This is a genomic window from Gordonia sp. NPDC003585, from assembly GCF_040610755.1.
In the GTDB taxonomy this organism is placed as follows: domain Bacteria; phylum Actinomycetota; class Actinomycetes; order Mycobacteriales; family Mycobacteriaceae; genus Gordonia.
The window spans coordinates 1-18,556 of sequence record NZ_JBEXMX010000050.1 but is presented as its reverse complement, the minus strand read 5'-3'; the positions used below and the strand labels follow the sequence as shown (position 1 = coordinate 18,556).

Sequence of the window (18,556 nt, the reverse complement as noted above, 5' to 3'; positions counted from 1 at the left end):
GTTGACGCAGCAGCAGGCCGACGCGGTTGTGGTCGGTGCCGGACTTGCCGGATTGGTCGCCACACATGAGCTGACGAAGGCCGGTCGCAAGGTGATCGTCGTCGATCAGGAGAATCGCAACAACCTTGGCGCCCAGGCTTTCTGGTCGCTCGGCGGCCTGTTCCTCGTCGACAGTCCCGAGCAACGCCGACTCGGCATCCACGACTCGGCCGAACTCGCGCTGCAGGACTGGATGGGGTCGGCCGGCTTCGACCGCGACGACGAGGACTTCTGGCCCCGGCAGTGGGCCCGCGCCTACGTCGAGTTCGCGGCCACCGAGAAGCGGCAGTACGTGCACGACCTCGGTCTGCGCTTCACGCCCGTGGTCGGGTGGGCCGAACGTGGCGGCGGATTCGCCGACGGCCATGGCAACTCCGTCCCGCGCTTCCATCTCACCTGGGGTACCGGGCCGGAGGTGGTGCGCATCTTCGCCGAACCAGTGCTCGAGGCCGAGAAGCGGGGACTGGTCGAGTTCCGCTTCCGCCATCAGGTCGACGAGCTGATCGTCGAAGGCGAGAACGGCACCGGCGCGGCGGTCGGCGTGCGCGGGTCGCTGCTGGCCCCCACCGATCTCGACCGCGGCAAGGCGTCGAGCCGAGAAGTGGTCGGCGACTTCGAGATTCGAGCCGGAGCGGTGATCGTCACCTCCGGCGGGATCGGCCACAATCGTGACCTCATCCGCAAGAACTGGCCCACCGAACGACTGGGCCCGGCACCGAAGACGATGATCTCCGGGGTCCCGGCCCACGTCGACGGCCGCATGCTCGGGATCGCCGAGGATGCCGGCGCCAACATCGTCAACCGAGATCGCATGTGGCACTACACCGAAGGCATCAACAACTGGGATCCCATCTGGCCCGACCATGCCATCCGCATCATCCCGGGGCCGTCGTCCCTGTGGCTCGACGCCAACGGAAACCGGTTGTCGCCACCCAACTTCCCCGGCTTCGACACCAATTCGACGATGCGTGAGATCCTCGCCACCGGTCACGACTACTCGTGGTTCATCCTGACCCAGTCGATCATCGAGAAGGAGTTCGCACTGTCGGGCTCCGAACAGAATCCCGACATCACCAACAAGGATCTGAAGTTCGCGGCGAAGAGCCGATTCGCGAAGGGTGCGCCCGGCCCGGTGGACGCGTTCAAGAACAAGGGCGTCGACTTCGTGGTCGCCGACAACCTGCCCGAACTCGTGGCCGGCATGAACAAGATCGCGCGTGGGCCGGCCCTCGACCTGCAGCAGATCGAACGGGTGATCTCGGCCCGCGACGCACAACTCGACAACAAGTACTCCAAGGACGCGCAGATGATGGCGATCACCAATGCGCGACAGTACTTGGGCGACAAGGTGGTTCGTGTAGCGAAGCCGCATCGCCTGCTCGATCCGGCACACGGCCCGCTGATCGCCGTCCGCCTCAACATCCTGACCCGCAAGACATTGGGCGGCCTGGAGACCAACCTCGACGCCCAGGTGATGCGGCCCGACGGCAGTGCCTTCGACGGCCTGTACGCGGCCGGTGAAGTCGCCGGCTTCGGCGGCGGCGGCGTCCACGGCTACAACGCGCTCGAGGGCACCTTCCTCGGTGGGTGCATCTTCTCCGGCCGCGCCGCGGGGCGGGCGGTCGCAGGGCGGGTCTGACGGCGCAGGCAGTGGCAGAGGTAAGCGTTCGCAACTATTCACGCACTGGAGTGCCGACAGCGGCAGACCCTGGTGGAACCTGGAACTTCACCGGCACAACGACGTGGCAATCTGACCCGGCCACGTGGCCGTTTGTTTCGGCCTTCGTGGTCCGAAGGCCATATGCTCCACCGACCTTGCTGACCGTCGCCGCCGAGACCGCCTTGCTGATGGAGAACACGAACTGGCGCGCGGGGCTGCCTCTGAGCTGGAGTGGCGCTGCCATGTCATGCCCAAGTCACATGTCGCGATTTCTCACGGAATCACTCGGCTTGTGTATCGCATTGGGCTCTGCGACCAGTTACCACTGGAATCCTCGACACGGACTACTCGATGCCGACCGCCTCCCACCAGGCCATCCGCTGCATGTCGCGAACGGTAGCCGGCCCGACTTCATCGTCCAAACGGGCGCAGGGTGGCACGGCATCGAGGCACGAGGCAGGGGTTCGCGCCCTCCCGTGCGGCCCCATCGGCCGATCGCAAGCCAACGCAAGAAGCTGGGGGGCCTGCACGACTGGTCGTCCAATGTGGCCAGAAATCCTCGTGTCCCGCACTCACCGTCGTGGTCAATGGCGTGGGCGTGGATCACCGATGGAGAAACGTCAGTAGATCACTTCGACCCCGGGGAGCCCATAACCCTCGGCGCAGCCGACGAACGAGCAATTTGGGGTCAAATGCGAGCGCGCGCCAACGAACTGGTCGAGGTCGACGACCGCCGCATTCGTCGAGTCGAAGCCCTCGATCGCGAAGTCTCAGCCTTTAGTCGACTCGTTCAACCAAGCGATGCACCCGCGTCCTGGTTGACTGTCGCGGCGTGGCCAGAGCGGATCACAGACGATGAGCTGCATGAGCTGCGTGCCTTCGATCGACGCCAGGACGAGCCGGCCACGGGTGACCTATTGGAAGGGCTGGTCGGAGGATCAGTGGGAACGAATATCGCGACAGCAATCACAGCCGGAGCGCCCCAGGACAGTCAGATCGGCAGTCTCATACTCGGGATTCCCGACTAGAGTGAGGTGATCCGAAAAGGGTTGCCTCACCAATATTTTCACAGCTAACCCATCGTCACCACAGCGACCACCGGGTCCGATAGGGTGGATCTCGTGCCGGTGCCGCAGACCATCCTCACGCGCAAGACGAAGACCGCGATCTTCGTCGTGCTCGTCATCAACGAGGGCGGCGAGGCGCAGGTACGCGACTTCCTCGGGCAGGTACCGAGCCTGACCAATGCGGTGTCGTCGCGTGCGCCCGACATGGCCTTGGCCGGGATCGTGTCGATCGGCTCGCAGGCCTGGGACCGCCTGTTCGACGGGCCGCGTCCGCAGTCCCTCCGACCGTTCGTCGCCTACGAGGGCGAGGTGCACACCGCCCCGGCCACCCCTGGTGACCTGCTGCTGCACATCAAGGCCGACCAACTCGACCTCTGCTACGAACTCGGTCGCAAGTTCACCGCCGCACTCGGCGACGCCGTGACCGTTGTCGACGAGGTACACGGGTTCCGGTATTTCGATCTGCGCGATCTGATCGGGTTCGTCGACGGCACCGAGAACCCGGTCGGTCAGGCGGCGATCGACGCGATCACCGTCGGCGACGAAGATCCCGACTTCGCCGGTGGCAGCTACGTCGCGATCCAGCGCTACGTCACCGATTTCACCGCGTGGACCGCACTGAGCACCGAGGAGCAGGAAGCCGCGATCGGCCGCACCAAGCTGGACAACGTCGAGATGGCCGACGACGTGAAGCCCACCAACTCGCACATCGCCCTCAACGTCGTCGAAGACGAGAACGGCGAGGAGATCGACATCGTCCGCGACAACATGCCCTACGGCGACGTGTCCGGCGCGGGCGAGAGCGGCACCTTCTACATCGCCTACTCCGCCGGCCCCGACGTCACCGAAGAGATGCTCCGCAAGATGTTCATCGGCGACCCGCCCGGCAACTACGACCGCCTACTCGACTTCACCACCGCGGTGTCCGGGTCCCAATTCTTCACCCCGACAATCGATTTCTTCGACGACCTACCACCCGCGCCACCCGAAGAAGCACCCGCGGAACAACCCATTCGCCTCCGGCCCGCCGACGGCTCGCTCGGCATCGGCTCCCTACGCTGACCACACCGACACGAGGAGTGACCATGAACAACCTGCATCGCGAACTCGCGCCGATCTCCGAGGCCGCCTGGGCCGAGATCGAAGAGGAGGCGACGCGTTCCTTCAAACGCAACAGCGCGGGTCGTCGCCTCGTCGACGTGAAGGGACCCCTCGGCCTCGACACCGCGTCGGTGACGCTGGGCCACCGCTCCAAGATCGACGCGCCGGCCGACGGCATTCAGGCGTTCACCCGGCACACCCAGTCGCTGGTGGAACTGAAGGTGCCGTTCACCGTCACTCGCGAGGCCATCGACGACGTCGACCGCGGTGCGCAGGACTCCGACTGGGATCCGGTCGTCGACGCCGCCCGCGACCTCGCGCTCGCCGAGGACCGCGCCATCTTCGAGAGCTACGCGGCGGCCGGGATCGACGGCATCCGTGTCGACGCGACCGCCAACCCGATCACGCTGCCCGAGGACGTCCGCGACTACCCGGAGGCGTTCAGCCTGGCGTTGTCGACCCTGAAACTCGCGTCGGTCGACGGTCCGTACTCGATCGCGCTCTCCGCCGACGTCTACAACCTGGTCAACGAGACCTCCAACCACGGCTACCCGATCCGGCAGCACATCCAGCGGCTGATCGACGGCGAGATCGTGTGGGCACCCGCCATCACCGGCGCGTTTGTCCTCAGCACACGCGGCGGCGACTTCGAACTCACCATCGGCCAGGATGTGTCCATCGGCTACGACTCGCACGACGCCGACACCGTGAACCTCTACTTCCAGGAGTCGTTCACCTTCCTCACCTACAGCGGCGAGGCCGCGGTGCCTCTCGTGCCGGCCACCACCGCTCCCTGAGGTGCGAGGAGCGATAGCGACGAGCCACGAAGGGCCCGTCGAGGGACCTCACGGAGTCGGGCGGCAAACAAACCCGTGGCAGCCTGTCGCACCCTGTTGCTAGCCTCGGCGAAGTGACGACAAGATGCTGACGCGACTCATTCGCACCTACCTGTCGCGCTACGGCGTGAACATGGTGCTGGTCGTCACCCTCCAACTGGTGGCGACCGCTGCGATGCTGTATCTGCCGACGCTGAACGCCGACATCATCGACAACGGCGTCGCGCAGGGCGACACCGACTACATCCTTCGCATCGGTGGCTGGATGCTGGCGATCACCATCGCGCAGGTGGTGTGTTCGATCACCGCCCAGTATTGGGGTGCACGCGCCGCGCTGGGTGCCGGTCGCGACATCCGGCACGACCTGCTGCACCGGGTGAACACCTTCTCCGCGCGGGAGGTCGGCAGATTTGGCGCGCCGTCGCTGATCACCCGCACCACCAACGACGTCCAGCAGGTGCAGCTGCTGATCGTGATGAGCACCGCCATCCTGGTGATGGCCCCCATCATGTGCATCGGCGGCATCGCGATGGCAATCCATGTGGCACCGGGTCTTTCGTGGGTGCTGGTGGTCGCGGTGCCCGTGCTGGGCGTCACGATGGCCCTGATCATCGCGCGGATGATTCCCGGGTTCCGGGTCATGCAAGACCGCATCGACAAGGTCAACCAGATCCTGCGCGAGCAGATCACCGGCATCCGGGTGGTCCGCGCCTTTGTGCGTGAACGCTTTGAGATGCAACGCTTCTCGGTCGCCAACGATCAATTGGCCGACGCAACACTGCGCGTCGGCCGGATGATGGCACTCGCCTTTCCGGCGGTCTTGTTCATCACCAACGTCACCATCGTCGCGATCATCTGGTTCGGTGGTCACCGGGTCGCCGACGGCAGCGTCGAGATCGGCGCACTCACGGCGATGATCAGCTACGTCATGCAGATCATGATGTCGGTGATGATGGCGTCCTTCCTCGCGATGATGGCGCCGCGCGCAGCGGTCTGCGCCGAGCGGATCTGCGAGGTGCTCGACACCGAGACGTCGGTGTCGCCGCCCGCCAAGCCCGTCGATTTCGCGACCGCACCGTCGACCGTCTCGTTCCGGGCCGCCGAGTTCCGGTACCCGGGCGCCGACGATCCCGTGCTGCGCGACATCACCTTCGAGACCGAACGGGGCACCACCACCGCGATCGTCGGCTCCACCGGATCGGGCAAGACGACCCTGCTGAGCCTGGTACCGCGTCTCATCGACGTCACGTCGGGCTCGGTCCTCGTCGGCGGCACCGACGTACGCGACCTCGACCCCGACGTCCTGCGCGCTGCCATCGGTCTGGTGCCGCAGCGGCCGTACCTGTTCTCCGGGACCGTCGCGACCAACCTCCGACACGGTAAACCGGACGCCTCCGATGACGAGATCTGGGAAGCACTGCGCGTCGCACAGGCCCAGGACTTCGTCGAAGCCATGCCCGAGGGTCTCGACACCCCCATCGCGCAAGGCGGCACCACCGTCTCCGGCGGGCAACGACAACGCCTGGCCATCGCCCGCGCCCTGATCCGGCGTCCCGGCGTCTACCTCTTCGACGACTCGTTCTCCGCGCTCGACCTCACCACCGACGCCCGGCTGCGCGCGGCACTGCGGCCGGCCACCCGAGACGCGGCGGTCATCGTTGTCGCACAGCGCATCTCGACGATCGTCGACGCCGACCAGATCGTCGTCCTCGATCGCGGGCGCGTGGTCGGGATCGGACGGCACGACGAACTGCTCGACACCTGCGAGACCTACGCCGAGATCGCCAATTCCCAACTCGCACTGCAGGAGGGATCGTGACGCGCCCGGGCGGACCGGGCCCCGGCCCGATGATGGGCGCTCCCGGCGAGAAGCCGCGATCGTTCGGCCCGTCGATGAAACGACTCGTTCGGTTGCTCGCGTCGTACCGGATCGCGATGGTGATCATCCTGACCGCGATCGTCGCGTCGGTGATCCTGACCGCCATCGCCCCACGGGTTCTGGGGCATGCCACCGACCTCGTGTTCGACGGCGTCGTCGGCTCGCAGCTGCCCGCCGGCATGAGCAAGGAGCAGGTGGTCGACGGCCTGCGCGCACGCGGCCAGGACACGTTCGCCGACATGGTGTCGTCGATGGATCTCACGCCGGGAGTGGGCGTCGACTTCGGCGAGGTCGGCAAGGTGCTGATCATCGTGCTGGCCCTCTACGTCGGGTCGGCCGTGCTCGCCTGGCTCGCGGCCTATCTGCTCAACATCGCCGTCGTGGGCACCATCCGGGGACTGCGGGCCGATGTCGAGGCCAAGGTCCATCGACTTCCGTTGCGCTACTACGACTCCATGCCCCGCGGCGACCTGCTCAGCCGCGTCACCAACGACCTCGACAACCTCTCACAGAGCCTGCAGCAGACCATCTCCCAGTTCCTCAACTCGGTGCTGACCGTCATCGCGCTGTTGATCATGATGATCTGGATCTCGCCGCTGCTCGCCCTCATCGCGGTGATCACCATCCCACTCGCCGTCGGTGCGACCGCGTTCATCGCGAAGAGGTCCAAACCGCACTTCATGGCCCAGTGGTCGTCGACCGGCAAGCTCAACGCGCAGGTCGAGGAGGCGTTCACCGGGCACGAACTGGTGAAGGCATTCGGCAGGCAGAGCGAGATCGAAGACACCTTCGACGAACGCAACGAGAAGCTCTACCAATCGAGTTGGCGCGCGCAGTTCATCTCCGGCGCCATCATGCCGACGATCATGTTCCTGGGGAATCTCAATTACGTCGCGGTCGCGGTGGTCGGCGGATTGCGCGTCGCATCCGGCGCGTTGAGCCTCGGCGAGGTGCAGGCGTTCATCCAGTACTCGCGTCAGTTCACGCAGCCGCTGACCCAGATCGGTTCGATGATCAACTTGATGCAGAGCGGCGTGGCGTCGGCCGAGCGCATCTTCGACATCCTCGACGCCGACGAACAAACACCCGACGACGCCGACCCGCAGACCCCTTCCGACGGCCACGGGCTGATCGAGTTCGACCACGTCGACTTCCGCTACGTTCCCGAGAAACCGCTCATCGAAGACCTGTCACTCGTGGCGCGGCCTGGACACATGATCGCGATCGTCGGGCCGACCGGCGCAGGCAAGACGACGCTGGTCAACCTCATCATGCGGTTCTACGACATCGACGCAGGCGTGATCCGAGTCGACGGTGTCGACGCGCGCCGCATGACCCGCGACGACCTCCGCGAACGCACCGGGATGGTGCTGCAGGACTCGTGGCTGTTCGGTGGCAGCATCTACGACAACATCGCCTACGGCGACCCCACCGCGTCCCGCGAAGAGGTTCTCGAGGCGGCCCGCCTGAGTCATGTCGACCACTTCGTGCGCATCCTGCCCGACGGTTACGACACCGTCCTCGACGACGAGGGCGGCGGTGTCAGCGCAGGTGAACGGCAGCTCATCACCATCGCGCGCGCCTTCCTCGCCAAGCCGACGATCCTCATCCTCGACGAGGCGACCAGCTCGGTCGACACCCGCACCGAACTGCTCATCCAGCAGGCGATGGCCAACCTGCGCACCGACCGCACCAGTTTCGTCATCGCGCACCGGCTTTCGACGATCCGCGACGCCGACGTCATCGTCGTGATGGAGGACGGGCACATCGTCGAACAAGGCAACCACGACGAACTCCTCGCCGCCGGCGGCGCCTACTGCCGCCTGTACCGCAGCCAATTCGCGGGTGCGTTGGAGACGGAGTGACCCATCCCCTGATCGAGTTGCGTCCAGCGGTGTCCGCATCGTCTACCGCTCCCTGAGGTGCGAGCGGAGCGAGCCTCGAAGGGCCTCGCGACCCGACAATGTCGGCAACCACCAACGAATCCCGCTTACCCCGACCCGCGCTCCAACTCCCCCGCGATCCGTCGTTCCAATTCCTGCGCCGCCGGCGCGGGCACGTCGATGAGTCCGTCGAGTTCTGCCCGTGCTTTCCGATAGGCCGCCTGCCGCTCTGCTGGCGTCGCACCACTGTCACCAGCCACGGCGACCAATCGGCGTGCGCGCTCGAGTCGCTCACGTTCGACAGGCGAGAAGTCCGATTGCCGACGACGCCGCGCTTCTCGCTCGGCCGCCTCGAACGCTGCCGCGTAATCGCCGACCGCGTCCCGATACTCCGCGAAGTCCTGCGGTTCCATCACTTCCGTCGACGATGCGGGCCGCAGGTCGTCGGCCCGCACCTTCGCACGGTGAAATGCCAAGGTGAGCGGTTCGCGCATGTCGGTCATCAGCGGAAAGTCGATGAGGGTGGCCAGGTCGAGTTCGTAGCCGAACCATCGCTCATTGACCCCGTCATGGCGTGTGGTCACCTTGGCGATCTGCTCGGCAGACGCTTGCGTGAGCCGAATCTGCTCGGATTGCGCATTCGCCTTGATCTTGGCGAGTTCGATCTTGTCCTGACGCCGCTTCTCGTTGTACCGCGCAATGTGTCCGGCCCAGCCCCCGACAACCCCGCCGATCGGGAAGATCAGCCACCAATAGTCTTGCGCGAAGTTGAGGACCTGGTCCACAACTCAACTGTACCGACGCATCGCACGCACCCGGCTACGCTGACGGGCATGGCCGACCCCGACGCCCCGCACCTCGTCGCCGACACCCTCGACGAATGGCGAGAATGGCTGCGCGACAACCACGCCGACTCCTCGGGTGTCTGGCTTGTGTTCTGGCGCAAAGACTCCGGCCGCGAACCTCTCGATTACGACGAAACGGTCCGGGAAGCTCTCTGCTGGGGCTGGATCGACGGTCACACCCGCACCATCGACGATCATCGTCGCGGCATGTGGTTCACGCGCCGCGGACGCAACAGCGCCTGGGCCGCGTCCAACAAGGCCCGGGTCACCGCGCTGGTCGAATCCGGGCGGATGCAACCGCCGGGGCAGGCCGTCATCGACGACGCCAAGGCCCGCGGGCTCTGGAATCTGCTCGACGACGCGGAGGCGCTGATCGAATCTCCCGAACTCGCCGCAGCGTTGGACGCCAACCCGACCGCCCGCGCCAACTGGGATGCCTTCCCACCCAGCGCGCGCAAATTCGGGCTCAGCCAACTCGCGTTCGCCAAACGTCCGGAGACGAAGACCAAGCGGATTGCCACCCTCGTCGCGCAAGCCGAACGCAACGAGCGGCCCGGTTGATGGACACACCGAGAACTCCCATCTACACATGGAATCTCGTGTGTAAATGGGAGTTCCGGGTGTGTGGTTCTGCAGTTGAGCGACTACAGATCCGGGATGGGCAGGTCCAGGTTCGGGGCGATCAGTCCGCCGTCGACCTCCAGGATCTTGCCGGTCAGGTACGCACCGGCCGGCGAGGCGAGGTACAGCGCGGCAGCGGCGATGTCTTCGGGTTCACCCAGCCGGTGGAGCGGCGTGGCGCCCTCGACGGTCGCCCGCATCTCGTCGTTGGCGGCAACCACTTCCAGCGACGACGTCAGGATCGACCCGGGTGCGATGCCATTGACCCGGATACGCGGATTGAGGTCCATCGCGGCGAGCCGCGTGTAGTGCGCAAGCGCGGCCTTCGCCGTGCCGTACGCGGCGAAGGCGCGGCCCGGCAGCCGCCCCATCGTCGACGTGATGTTGATGATGGATCCGCCGTCGGCCGTCGCCAACATGTGTTTCACCGACGCCGTGACGAGCGCGTGGGCGTTGGCAACGTTGAACTCGAAGGCACCGGTGAGCTGCTCGGGTGTGGTGTCGAGCAACGGTCGGGGCATGGCGCCACCGACGTTGTTCACCACGATGTCGAGCCGGCCGAACTCATCGACCGCGATCTGGGCGAGACTCGCGGCGGCGTCGATGTTGCTGAGATCGGTCGCCACCACCCGCGCCCGGCGCCCGGTGTCGGCGATGTGCCCGGCCACCTTGTCGAGCTCGAATTCACTGCGGGCCGCGATGACCACGTCGGCACCGGCCTCCGCGAATGCGACAGCGATGGCCGCACCCAGTCCGCGGCCCGCGCCGGTGACGATCGCGACCTTGTCGTCGATTCGGAATCTGTCGAGAATCACGCCTTGAGGATGCCACGTCCGAAGCCAAAACGAGAACGTGTTCTAGAAACTGCTCACGCTCACGCCGACCGCCCCGCCACCCACTCCATGTCCGGGGTGCGATCGCCCGCCGGTTCCAGACGCGACAATTGATCCAGTTGCTCCGCCGACAACTGCACGTCCACGGCACCCAGATTCTCCTCCAGGTAGGTGCGGCGTTTGGTGCCCGGGATCGGCACCACGTCGTCGCCGCGGGCCAGCACCCAGGCGAGCGCTACCTGACCGGGAGTTGCTTCCAGTTCATCCGCGATACCCCGAATCTGTTCCACCAGAGCAAGATTGGCGTCGAGATTCGCGCCCTGCCAGCGGGGCAGGGTCTTCCGGAAGTCCGCACCCTCGGCGACCTTGGCCGCGCCGGTCAGCATGCCCCGGCCGAGCGGGCTGTAGGGGACGATCGTCGCACCGACCTCGCGCGCCGCCGGCACATCCGACACCTCGATGTCGCGGCTGAAGATCGACCACTCCGACTGCAACGCCGCAATCGGGTGTACTGCGGCCGCCCGTCGCAGAGAATCTGCATTCGCCTCGGACAGGCCTAGATTGCGCACCTTGCCCTCGGCGACCAACTTCGACATCTCCTCCACCGTCTCCTCGATCGGCCGCGTCGGGTCCACTCGGTGCAGGTAGTAGAGGTCGATGACGTCGACGCCGAGCCGACGCAGCGACGCCTCGACCGCCTGCCTGACGTACCCCGGCGATCCGTCGACCCCGGCGGGATAGCCGGTGTCGGGATTGGTCTTGATGCCGAACTTTGTCGCGAGCACCACCTCGTCACGACGATCCGCGAGCACCTTCGCCAGCAAGCGCTCGTTGGCGCCGCCGCCGTACATGTCGGCGGTGTCGAGCAGGTTGACGCCACGGTCGATGGCGAGGTTGAGCGTCGCCAGCGCCTCGGACTCGTCGGCCGGACCATAGGCGAAACTCATTCCCATACAACCCAATCCGAGCGGTGCGACGTCGAGGTCGCCGATGCGGCGGGTGGCGGTGAGTGTTGTGGTCATGGTTGTGTCCTTCCTCCGTAGGTGGCGATCTTGTATTCGGTAGCGGCTAGCGACAGGGTGAGTTCGGCGATCTGACGTCGCACGGTGTCGCGGTGTTCGAGCAGCATCTCCAGCCGCTCCCCGACCGTCTCGTCCCCCTGATCGACGAGTTCGACGTAGTGCTGGAGATCGCGGATGGCCATGCCCGACAGCCGCATTCGGGACAGGAAGACGAGCCGTCGGACCGCGGCGTCGTCGTAGACACGATTCCCGGTGCCGTCGCGCGGAACGGTCACGAGACCGATGCGTTCGTAGTAGCGCAAGGTGTGCGGGGAGAGATCGAGAAGCTCGGCCGCCTCTGCGACGCCGAGCGGCTCAGTGATCTCGGGGGTCTCGACCAACCGATGGATGACCTCCACAGACATCGGACCGTCGATCTCGCCGAGCGCCGCCAGCGCCCTGGCCATGAGGTGTTCCGTACTCATGACAACGACGCTAGGCGTTTGAGCACGCTCTAACGCAAGAGTCGCTGGTACAGGCCGTCGACAATGGCGTCGGGATCGTCACCGACATCGACGACGACGCCCGGTTCGTCGGATTCCAGCGGTTCGAGGTCCCGGAACTGCGACTCCAGCAACGACGCCGGCATGAAGTGGCCAGGGCGGTCGGCTTGCCTGCGCGCGATGAGCGACCGATCACCGTCGAGATGAACAAAGAAGGCCGAGGCGCAGTGCGCGCGCAACCGGTCGCGATAGGTCCGGCGCAACGCCGAACAACTCAACACGCCGCGCGGATTCGCCGCAAGCCATTCACCTGCCAGATCAAGCCAGGGCCATCGATCGGCGTCGGTGAGCGCAATTCCGGCAGCCATTTTCACGATGTTCGACGCGGGGTGCAGATCGTCGGCATCGGCAAACGGAACATCTGGTCGCGCAGCAAGTTTCGCTCCGACCGTGGACTTCCCACACCCCGACACCCCCATCACGACGATCGGGCTGTGGATCATGGAACACCTCAGTAGTCACGTTCGGTGGACACCACCGACAACAACTCGTCACCCGCAGTGAATCGCCGAATATTCTCTGCCACATAGGGTGCCAGCTCGCGCGTGAGTCCCGACGACGGGTTCGCGACGTGCGGAGTGATGATCACATTCAGTAGCGACCACAGCGGATCATCGGGCGCCGGCGGCTCGGGATCGGTGACATCGAGTGCCGCACCGGCGATGTCGCCGGCCACGAGCGCGTCGTACAGCGCAGCCTGGTCGATGAGCGGACCACGAGCGACGTTGACCACCCACGCGTGCGAGGGCAGAGCCGCGAACACGGAGGCGTCGAGCAGATGATGCGTCTCGGGCGTGGCCGGCGCAGCCACCACCACATGGTCGGTATCCGGCCACACAGACGCGATCTCGCTGGTGGGCACGGTCCGGTCGGCACCCTCCACCTCACGACCCGACCGGTTCACCGCGATCACCCGCGCACCACACGCACGCAGTCGCGGAATCAGCGACGCGCCGATCCCGCCCGCTCCGGCGATCGTCACCGTCGAACCATGCAGCGATCGAACGGCGGGGTCGATGGCCTGGTCCCAATGCCGCAGCACCGCCGTGTTGATCTGGCGAAGACCGGAAAGCAACAGTGCCAGTGCATGTTCGGCGACATTCTCGGCATAGAAGCCCGACGCGTTGGTCCAGAGCCGACGGTCGTCGAGGATGCCGGCACGCACAAATCCCTCGATGCCCGCGGTCTTGAGTGCGACCCACTCGATGTGGTCGGGCAGCTCGGGGAACCCGTCGGGTCCGCCGATCCACACCAGAACCCGCGCCTCGTCGATCGTGGTCACCTGCGCGCCAGTGCTCTCGACCGCCGCAACGATGTGCTCGTCGCGCTCGGGCTCGATGGCCACCGCGAGGGACATCAGCCGGCCACCCTGCCACCCGCGGCGACATCTCGGGCCGCCGACGTCGCCAGTTCGTCGGCGATCTCGTTGTAGTGATCACCGGCGTGACCCTTCACCCAACGCCATTCGACGGTGTGCCGCTTCTCCTCGTCGACGAGCCGCCGCCACAACTCGGCGTTCTTCACCGGCTTCTTGTCGGAGGTCTTCCAGCCATTGGACTGCCAGCCCTTGACCCACTTCATGATCCCGTTACGCACATAGGTCGAGTCGGTGTAGAGCACGACGGTCGACGGTCGGGTCAACGCCGCGAGTCCCTCGATGGCGGCGGTCAACTCCATCCGGTTGTTCGTCGAATCCGGTTCACCACCGGAGATCCGCTTCTCGGTGCCGCGATACCGCAGGACCGCTCCCCAGCCGCCCGGTCCGGGATTACCGAGACAGGCGCCATCGGTCGAGATCTCGACAACGGCCGCGCCAGCTGAGTTCGATTCGGTCACTGTTGCACCTTAACGCTGCGGACGCAAAAGCCGACGCGCGCGTAGACGCCGGGCCAAACGTTGCGATCGTCGGTGCGACGAACATCCTCCGACATGCCGCCGGGCACCGGTCACGGCTACCCTCGGAACCATGCCGGTCTGGGATCCGACTCGCTACCTTCAGTTCGCCGACGACCGCGCGCGCCCATTTCTCGACCTGATCGCGCAGATTCCCACCCAGCCGTCGACGATCGTCGATCTCGGCTGCGGTCCGGGCCATCTCACCAAGCATCTCCGCGCACGATGGCCAGGCGCCGAGATCCTGGGCGTCGACTCCTCCGCGGAGATGATCAACACCGCCATCGGGGACAACACCGACGCGCTGGCAAACTACGACGTCGCCGACCTCGTGTCCTGGACACCGTCACGACCCACCGACCTGTTCGTCTCCAACGCGGCGTTTCAGTGGGTTCCCGATCAGTTCGACGTCATCGACCGGCTGCTCGAACGCCTCACCGACGGCGGCACGTTTGCCATTCAGGTACCCAACAACGCCGACTCGGCCACTCACCGGACCATCGACGAACTCGCGCGCAGCGACCCGTACCGGGAGCAGCTCGACGATGTGCGGCGTCTTCCGACCGTGTCCCCGCATGACTATCTGACGTTCTTCGCCCAGCGCGGACTCACCGTCAACGCCTGGGAGACCACCTACCTGCATGTGTTGCATGGCCCCGACCCGGTGTACGAGTGGATTTCCGGCACCGGTCTGCGACCTTTCCTGCAGGCCCTCGACGGCGAGAGTCGCGCCCGTTTCGCCGACGACCTGCGGGAACGCCTCGCCGCAGAGTTCGTACCCGAGGAAGCCGGCACCGTCTTGCCGTTCCGGCGTACCTTCGCGGTCGCGACGAGAGCCTGACCGCGCGCAACGCACTCTTTTCCCGGTATCCGTCGGGGTGGTCGGGGCAACGAAGTACCGTCACGGATGCAGCGACTGGTCACGAGATGCTCAGGAAACGGTCACGCATGGATGTCGGACCGGCTTCCCGAGGTCACACGCCGTGATCACTTCTGCAACACTGACAACAACTGTCACGGCTTCACAGGGGGTTTTCCCATGTTCCGACCCGGTTGGCTGCCCCGCGCGGCAGATCGTCGCCGACCGCGCCTTCTGCGGTCGGCGCTCACGGGCGCGACGGTCGGCGCGCTCGCCCTGACCGGCGTCGTCGTCGGGACGCCCACCGCCGAGGCATCGATCTGTGCAGCCACCGGCTTCCACGGCGGTGACGTCGGCAGCACCGGAAGCAGCGGATCGAGTCAGCTCGGCATGGGCAGCCTCGACTTCGGCAGCTACCGGGCAGACGGCAAGAAGCCGCAAGGTCCGCTGCCGCGGCTCAAGGGCCCCAGCCGGGCCATCCAGTGGATCACCGGTCCGCGCAGCCCCAACCGAACCGACAAGCGCTTCTCCATCACTTCCACCGACGTGGGCGTGATGTGGGACAACGGCTCCGGCCAGATCCTGATGGCCTTCGGTGACACCTGGGGCAAATGCGCCGGGCAGATGGTCTGGCGGCACAACACGATGCTGCGCAGCAATCCCACCGCCGACCTCGACAAGGGCATGAGCTTCCCGAACGCCATCCCCGGATCGGTGCGATCGGGAGCGTCGGTGACACCGCAGCACCCGACGTTCGCCCAGCCGATGCTCAACGCGATCGGGGTGCGCAACACCGAGGTCGGCAAGATCCCGACCGGCGGCATCTCCATCGGCGGCGTCCAGTACATGAACTACATGTCGATCCACAAGTGGACCGGACCCGGTCGCTGGGAGACCAACTTCTCGGCAATTGCGGTGTCGTACAACAACGGCCAGACGTGGACGACCAACAACAACACGATCCGCGCGAACGTCGAACTCAGCATTCCGGGCATGCCGCAGGTGCAGGCAGGTCACGGGCGCTTCCAGATGGGTGCGTTTCTGCGCAGCGGCGACTACGTCTACCAGTACGGCACACCCAATGGCCGGCACGGTGCGGCGTTCATCGCACGGGTCCGGCCCGCCGACATCCTGAACCTGAACCGCTACGAGTACTTCGCCGGCAACGGATGGTCGCCCAATCCGGCCGCCGCGGTCCCGATCATCCGCCAGCCGGTGAGCGAGACGACGGTCGCCTACAACAACTACCTCGGGAAGTTCGTGATGCTCACCGAGCGTGCCGGGAACATCATGCTGCGCACGTCACCGTCCCCGGTGGGCCCGTGGAGCGGCGAACGACTCATCGTCGCCCGATCGCAAACCGACGGCCTCTACGCGCCTTACATCCATCCGCGCTCGACCGGACAGATGCTGTACTTCGCGGCGTCACGCTGGGATGACTACAACGTCATGATGATCCGGACCGATCTGTCCAAGATTCGCTGACCACCGGGGTTGCGGTGGTCGTGGCCGACGGAGCGACGCAGGCGTAGCGTCGGGGTCAGGCCGAGCCCGCGCCGCCAATGCCCGCGCGCCGAGAGGAACGACGATGAGTCAGCCTGTTCCCCCACCACAACCCCCACCGGACCCGATCCCGGCACCGGAGCCGATCCCCGAACCCCCGGCCGAGCCGCCGATCCCCACACCTGCGCCGCCGACTCCGGACCCGTCCCCGCGCCCGCCGGAACCCGACCCGCCGCCGCGGCCCACCGTGATCTGACGACCCGACCGGCAGAGGAGCACGAATGACCAGGCGAGTGGTTCTGATTCGTGCGGTCAACGTCGGCGGCGCCAAGCTGCCCATGGCCGAATTGCGGTCCATTGCAGAGGAACTCGGCGCCACCGATGTCTCGACCTACATCGCGTCGGGCAATCTGCTGTGCACGCCGAAGGGCGCGCCGAGCACCTTCGACCGCGCACTGGAGAAGGCCATCGAAGACCGCTTCGGATACTTCCGCGAAGTCATCAGCCGAACGCCGGAACAGTTACAGAGGGCGCTCGACGCGCATCCGTTCGACGTCGTCGACGACAAGTACTCCTACCTCTACTGCCTCACCGGAAAACCCGCCGCCGCCAAGGTCAAAGAGTTCGAAGCGGCGCCCTACGACGACACCGACGTCAAAGTCATCGGCAACGACCTGCACATTCGGTACCGCGAAGGGGCGGGGCGGTCGAAGCTCACCGCCCCTGTGATCGCCAAGAAGCTCGGAGTCGCGGGCACCGGCCGCAACCTGCGCACCGTCCGCACACTGATCGAACTCGCCGGCGATACCCCTCCCGCCGGCTGAGGTGCGAGCCTGCGAGCCTCGAAGCCCCTGGTGAGAGGACCATTGTCGTCTCACCATGCCCCTCCGAGGCTCGCTTCGCTCGCACCTCAGGGAGCGGTAGGGCTCGCTTCGCTCGCACCTCAGCTCAGGCAGCGGTGGGGTCACACGTCACCGACCACCCGGCCCAGCCAACATCCGCTTCCGTAGCTCGTCGTAGATCGGCGGGTTTCGGAGTAGCGCTGAAATGGTCACCGCACCGACGCCGGAGACCAGCATCGGCACCGTCACCGAGGTGATCGACGTCATCTCGATGACCAGCACGATGCCGGTGAACGGCGCCTGCACCACCGCGGCGAACAAAGTGGACAGACCGACGAGCACCAGCGCGGGGGTCAGTTGGTCGCCCAACGCCGGGTCGAACACCCCCACGATGCGCCCGGCCACCAAACCCATCAGAGCACCGAGCGCCAGCATGGGGGCAAACAGCCCGCCCGGGGTCGCGGCCGCATACGACAGTGGCCCGGCGACAAAGCGCACCACCAGAAAGATCACCACCGTCGACAGGGCAAAACCGTGCCCGCTCAACAGTTTCTGAGTGAGGGCATCACCGCCACCGACGACGAGGGGTTCGATCATCATCACGCCGCCGACGATCAACCCGATCGCCGCCGCCTTGATCTCACGCGGAACCGCGGTCATCTTCTCCACGACGTCGAGCAAGACGACCGTCAGCCGCGAGTAGGCGACTCCGCAGACGCCGACCACCGCACCGAACACGACGAAGATCGGCACCGCGGCGGGCGACGGCCGGTCGACCGACGGCACCGCGAAGTCCGGATGATCGCCGAGCACCAGACGCATGCAGCCGACCGCACACGCCACCGCCGCAAGCACCGCCAGCACGTCGACGACGCGCACCCGACGCCGGATCTCCTCGAAGACGAACAGACCGCCGGCGACCGGGGCGTTGAACGCCACCGCGAGTCCGGCGCCCGACAGCGTCGTCTGCAGCGTGCGAATGTCGTCGGCGCCGGCTCTCAGCAGCCGGCCGGTCGCGGCGCCGATGGCCGCGGCCATGTGCACGGTCGGGCCTTCGCGGCCCAGCACCATCCCACCGAGCCCGATCGAGGCAAGGCCACCGACGAAACGGGCCGGAACCACGCGCAGCGG

Annotated in this window: 18 protein-coding genes; 10 read left to right on the top strand and 8 right to left on the bottom strand. The window is 66.1% G+C overall.

What is annotated here, in order from left to right; translation table 11 throughout:
• Position 1 precedes the first annotated feature (1 nt).
• The 5 genes from ABZW74_RS15015 (at position 2) to ABZW74_RS14995 (ending at position 8,447) form a co-directional block, all read left to right on the top strand.
• A complete protein-coding gene (locus ABZW74_RS15015) occupies positions 2 to 1,678 on the top strand; it encodes an FAD-binding dehydrogenase (protein ID WP_355277172.1) in 1,677 nt (558 codons plus the stop codon).
• Positions 1,679 to 2,820: 1,142 nt separating this feature from the next.
• Positions 2,821 to 3,828, top strand: coding sequence for a Dyp-type peroxidase (locus ABZW74_RS15010; RefSeq protein WP_355277169.1), 1,008 nt, complete (start codon positions 2,821 to 2,823; stop codon positions 3,826 to 3,828).
• Positions 3,829 to 3,851: 23 nt separating this feature from the next.
• Positions 3,852 to 4,664 carry a family 1 encapsulin nanocompartment shell protein gene (locus ABZW74_RS15005; RefSeq protein ID WP_355277167.1) on the top strand — a complete coding sequence of 271 codons (813 nt, stop codon included), beginning with the start codon at positions 3,852 to 3,854 and terminating at the stop codon, positions 4,662 to 4,664.
• 124 nt (positions 4,665 to 4,788) lie between these two features.
• Positions 4,789 to 6,522: an ABC transporter ATP-binding protein gene (locus tag ABZW74_RS15000; protein ID WP_355277164.1), complete on the top strand. Its 1,734-nt coding sequence runs from the start codon at positions 4,789 to 4,791 to the stop codon at positions 6,520 to 6,522.
• Positions 6,519 to 8,447 (top strand): ABC transporter ATP-binding protein, encoded by a 1,929-nt coding sequence (locus tag ABZW74_RS14995; protein ID WP_355277161.1) that lies wholly within the window; start codon positions 6,519 to 6,521, stop codon positions 8,445 to 8,447. The genes ABZW74_RS15000 and ABZW74_RS14995 overlap by 4 nt, the downstream gene beginning before the upstream one ends.
• A 125-nt stretch (positions 8,448 to 8,572) precedes the next feature.
• Here the strand turns inward: ABZW74_RS14995 and ABZW74_RS14990 are convergent, their stop codons facing one another.
• Positions 8,573 to 9,250, bottom strand: a complete 678-nt coding sequence (locus ABZW74_RS14990; protein WP_240855054.1) for a hypothetical protein — start codon at positions 9,248 to 9,250, stop codon at positions 8,573 to 8,575.
• 48 nt (positions 9,251 to 9,298) lie between these two features.
• Here ABZW74_RS14990 and ABZW74_RS14985 point away from each other — a divergent pair, with 48 nt between their 5' ends.
• Positions 9,299 to 9,871 (top strand): YdeI/OmpD-associated family protein, encoded by a 573-nt coding sequence (locus tag ABZW74_RS14985; protein WP_240855055.1) that lies wholly within the window; start codon positions 9,299 to 9,301, stop codon positions 9,869 to 9,871.
• Positions 9,872 to 9,954: 83 nt separating this feature from the next.
• On the opposite strand, the gene ABZW74_RS14980 is transcribed toward ABZW74_RS14985, so the two are convergent.
• From ABZW74_RS14980 to rnhA, 6 genes are read right to left on the bottom strand one after another with little or no spacing between them, the layout of a single operon-like run.
• Positions 9,955 to 10,746: an SDR family oxidoreductase gene (locus tag ABZW74_RS14980; RefSeq protein ID WP_240855056.1), complete on the bottom strand. Its 792-nt coding sequence runs from the start codon at positions 10,744 to 10,746 to the stop codon at positions 9,955 to 9,957.
• Positions 10,747 to 10,805: 59 nt separating this feature from the next.
• Positions 10,806 to 11,786 carry an aldo/keto reductase gene (locus ABZW74_RS14975; protein WP_355277157.1) on the bottom strand — a complete coding sequence of 327 codons (981 nt, stop codon included), beginning with the start codon at positions 11,784 to 11,786 and terminating at the stop codon, positions 10,806 to 10,808.
• Positions 11,783 to 12,250: a MerR family transcriptional regulator gene (locus tag ABZW74_RS14970; protein ID WP_240855060.1), complete on the bottom strand. Its 468-nt coding sequence runs from the start codon at positions 12,248 to 12,250 to the stop codon at positions 11,783 to 11,785. The genes ABZW74_RS14975 and ABZW74_RS14970 overlap by 4 nt, the downstream gene beginning before the upstream one ends.
• A 29-nt stretch (positions 12,251 to 12,279) precedes the next feature.
• The gene (locus ABZW74_RS14965) at positions 12,280 to 12,768 is read right to left on the bottom strand and encodes a gluconokinase (protein WP_355277202.1); all 489 of its coding nucleotides are present in this window, start codon (positions 12,766 to 12,768) and stop codon (positions 12,280 to 12,282) included.
• Positions 12,769 to 12,779: 11 nt separating this feature from the next.
• Positions 12,780 to 13,688 (bottom strand): D-isomer specific 2-hydroxyacid dehydrogenase family protein, encoded by a 909-nt coding sequence (locus ABZW74_RS14960; RefSeq protein WP_355277200.1) that lies wholly within the window; start codon positions 13,686 to 13,688, stop codon positions 12,780 to 12,782.
• Positions 13,685 to 14,164 carry a ribonuclease HI gene (gene rnhA, locus ABZW74_RS14955; protein ID WP_240855064.1) on the bottom strand — a complete coding sequence of 160 codons (480 nt, stop codon included), beginning with the start codon at positions 14,162 to 14,164 and terminating at the stop codon, positions 13,685 to 13,687. The genes ABZW74_RS14960 and rnhA overlap by 4 nt, the downstream gene beginning before the upstream one ends.
• 130 nt (positions 14,165 to 14,294) lie before the next feature.
• On the opposite strand from rnhA, the gene ABZW74_RS14950 reads away from it, so the two are divergent.
• From ABZW74_RS14950 to ABZW74_RS14935, 4 genes are all read left to right on the top strand, one after another.
• A complete protein-coding gene (locus tag ABZW74_RS14950) occupies positions 14,295 to 15,062 on the top strand; it encodes a methyltransferase domain-containing protein (protein ID WP_240855067.1) in 768 nt (255 codons plus the stop codon).
• A gap of 198 nt (positions 15,063 to 15,260) precedes the next feature.
• Entirely contained in the window at positions 15,261 to 16,565 is a 1,305-nt protein-coding gene (locus ABZW74_RS14945; protein ID WP_240855068.1) for a DUF4185 domain-containing protein, read from the top strand.
• A 103-nt stretch (positions 16,566 to 16,668) separates the two neighbouring features.
• Positions 16,669 to 16,839, top strand: a complete 171-nt coding sequence (locus ABZW74_RS14940) for a hypothetical protein (RefSeq protein WP_240855069.1) — start codon at positions 16,669 to 16,671, stop codon at positions 16,837 to 16,839.
• 25 nt (positions 16,840 to 16,864) lie between these two features.
• A complete protein-coding gene (locus tag ABZW74_RS14935) occupies positions 16,865 to 17,407 on the top strand; it encodes a DUF1697 domain-containing protein (protein ID WP_240855070.1) in 543 nt (180 codons plus the stop codon).
• Between the two features lie 147 nt (positions 17,408 to 17,554).
• Here ABZW74_RS14935 and ABZW74_RS14930 read toward each other — a convergent pair.
• Positions 17,555 to 18,556 (bottom strand): chloride channel protein (locus tag ABZW74_RS14930; RefSeq protein WP_355277152.1); only part of this gene is annotated, 1,002 nt, incomplete at its 5' end.

What these genes read in the sequence shown, in the direction of transcription:
- ABZW74_RS14950 (WP_240855067.1), top strand. Translation starts at nt 14,295, where the DNA reads ATGCCGGTCTGGGATCCGACTCGCTACCTTCAGTTCGCCGACGACCGC.
- ABZW74_RS14945 (WP_240855068.1), top strand. Translation starts at nt 15,261, where the DNA reads ATGTTCCGACCCGGTTGGCTGCCCCGCGCGGCAGATCGTCGCCGACCG.
- ABZW74_RS15000 (WP_355277164.1), top strand. Translation starts at nt 4,789, where the DNA reads ATGCTGACGCGACTCATTCGCACCTACCTGTCGCGCTACGGCGTGAAC.
- ABZW74_RS14970 (WP_240855060.1), bottom strand. Translation starts at nt 12,250, where the DNA reads ATGAGTACGGAACACCTCATGGCCAGGGCGCTGGCGGCGCTCGGCGAG.
- ABZW74_RS14940 (WP_240855069.1), top strand. Translation starts at nt 16,669, where the DNA reads ATGAGTCAGCCTGTTCCCCCACCACAACCCCCACCGGACCCGATCCCG.
- ABZW74_RS14935 (WP_240855070.1), top strand. Translation starts at nt 16,865, where the DNA reads ATGACCAGGCGAGTGGTTCTGATTCGTGCGGTCAACGTCGGCGGCGCC.
- ABZW74_RS14985 (WP_240855055.1), top strand. Translation starts at nt 9,299, where the DNA reads ATGGCCGACCCCGACGCCCCGCACCTCGTCGCCGACACCCTCGACGAA.
- ABZW74_RS14975 (WP_355277157.1), bottom strand. Translation starts at nt 11,786, where the DNA reads ATGACCACAACACTCACCGCCACCCGCCGCATCGGCGACCTCGACGTC.
- ABZW74_RS15005 (WP_355277167.1), top strand. Translation starts at nt 3,852, where the DNA reads ATGAACAACCTGCATCGCGAACTCGCGCCGATCTCCGAGGCCGCCTGG.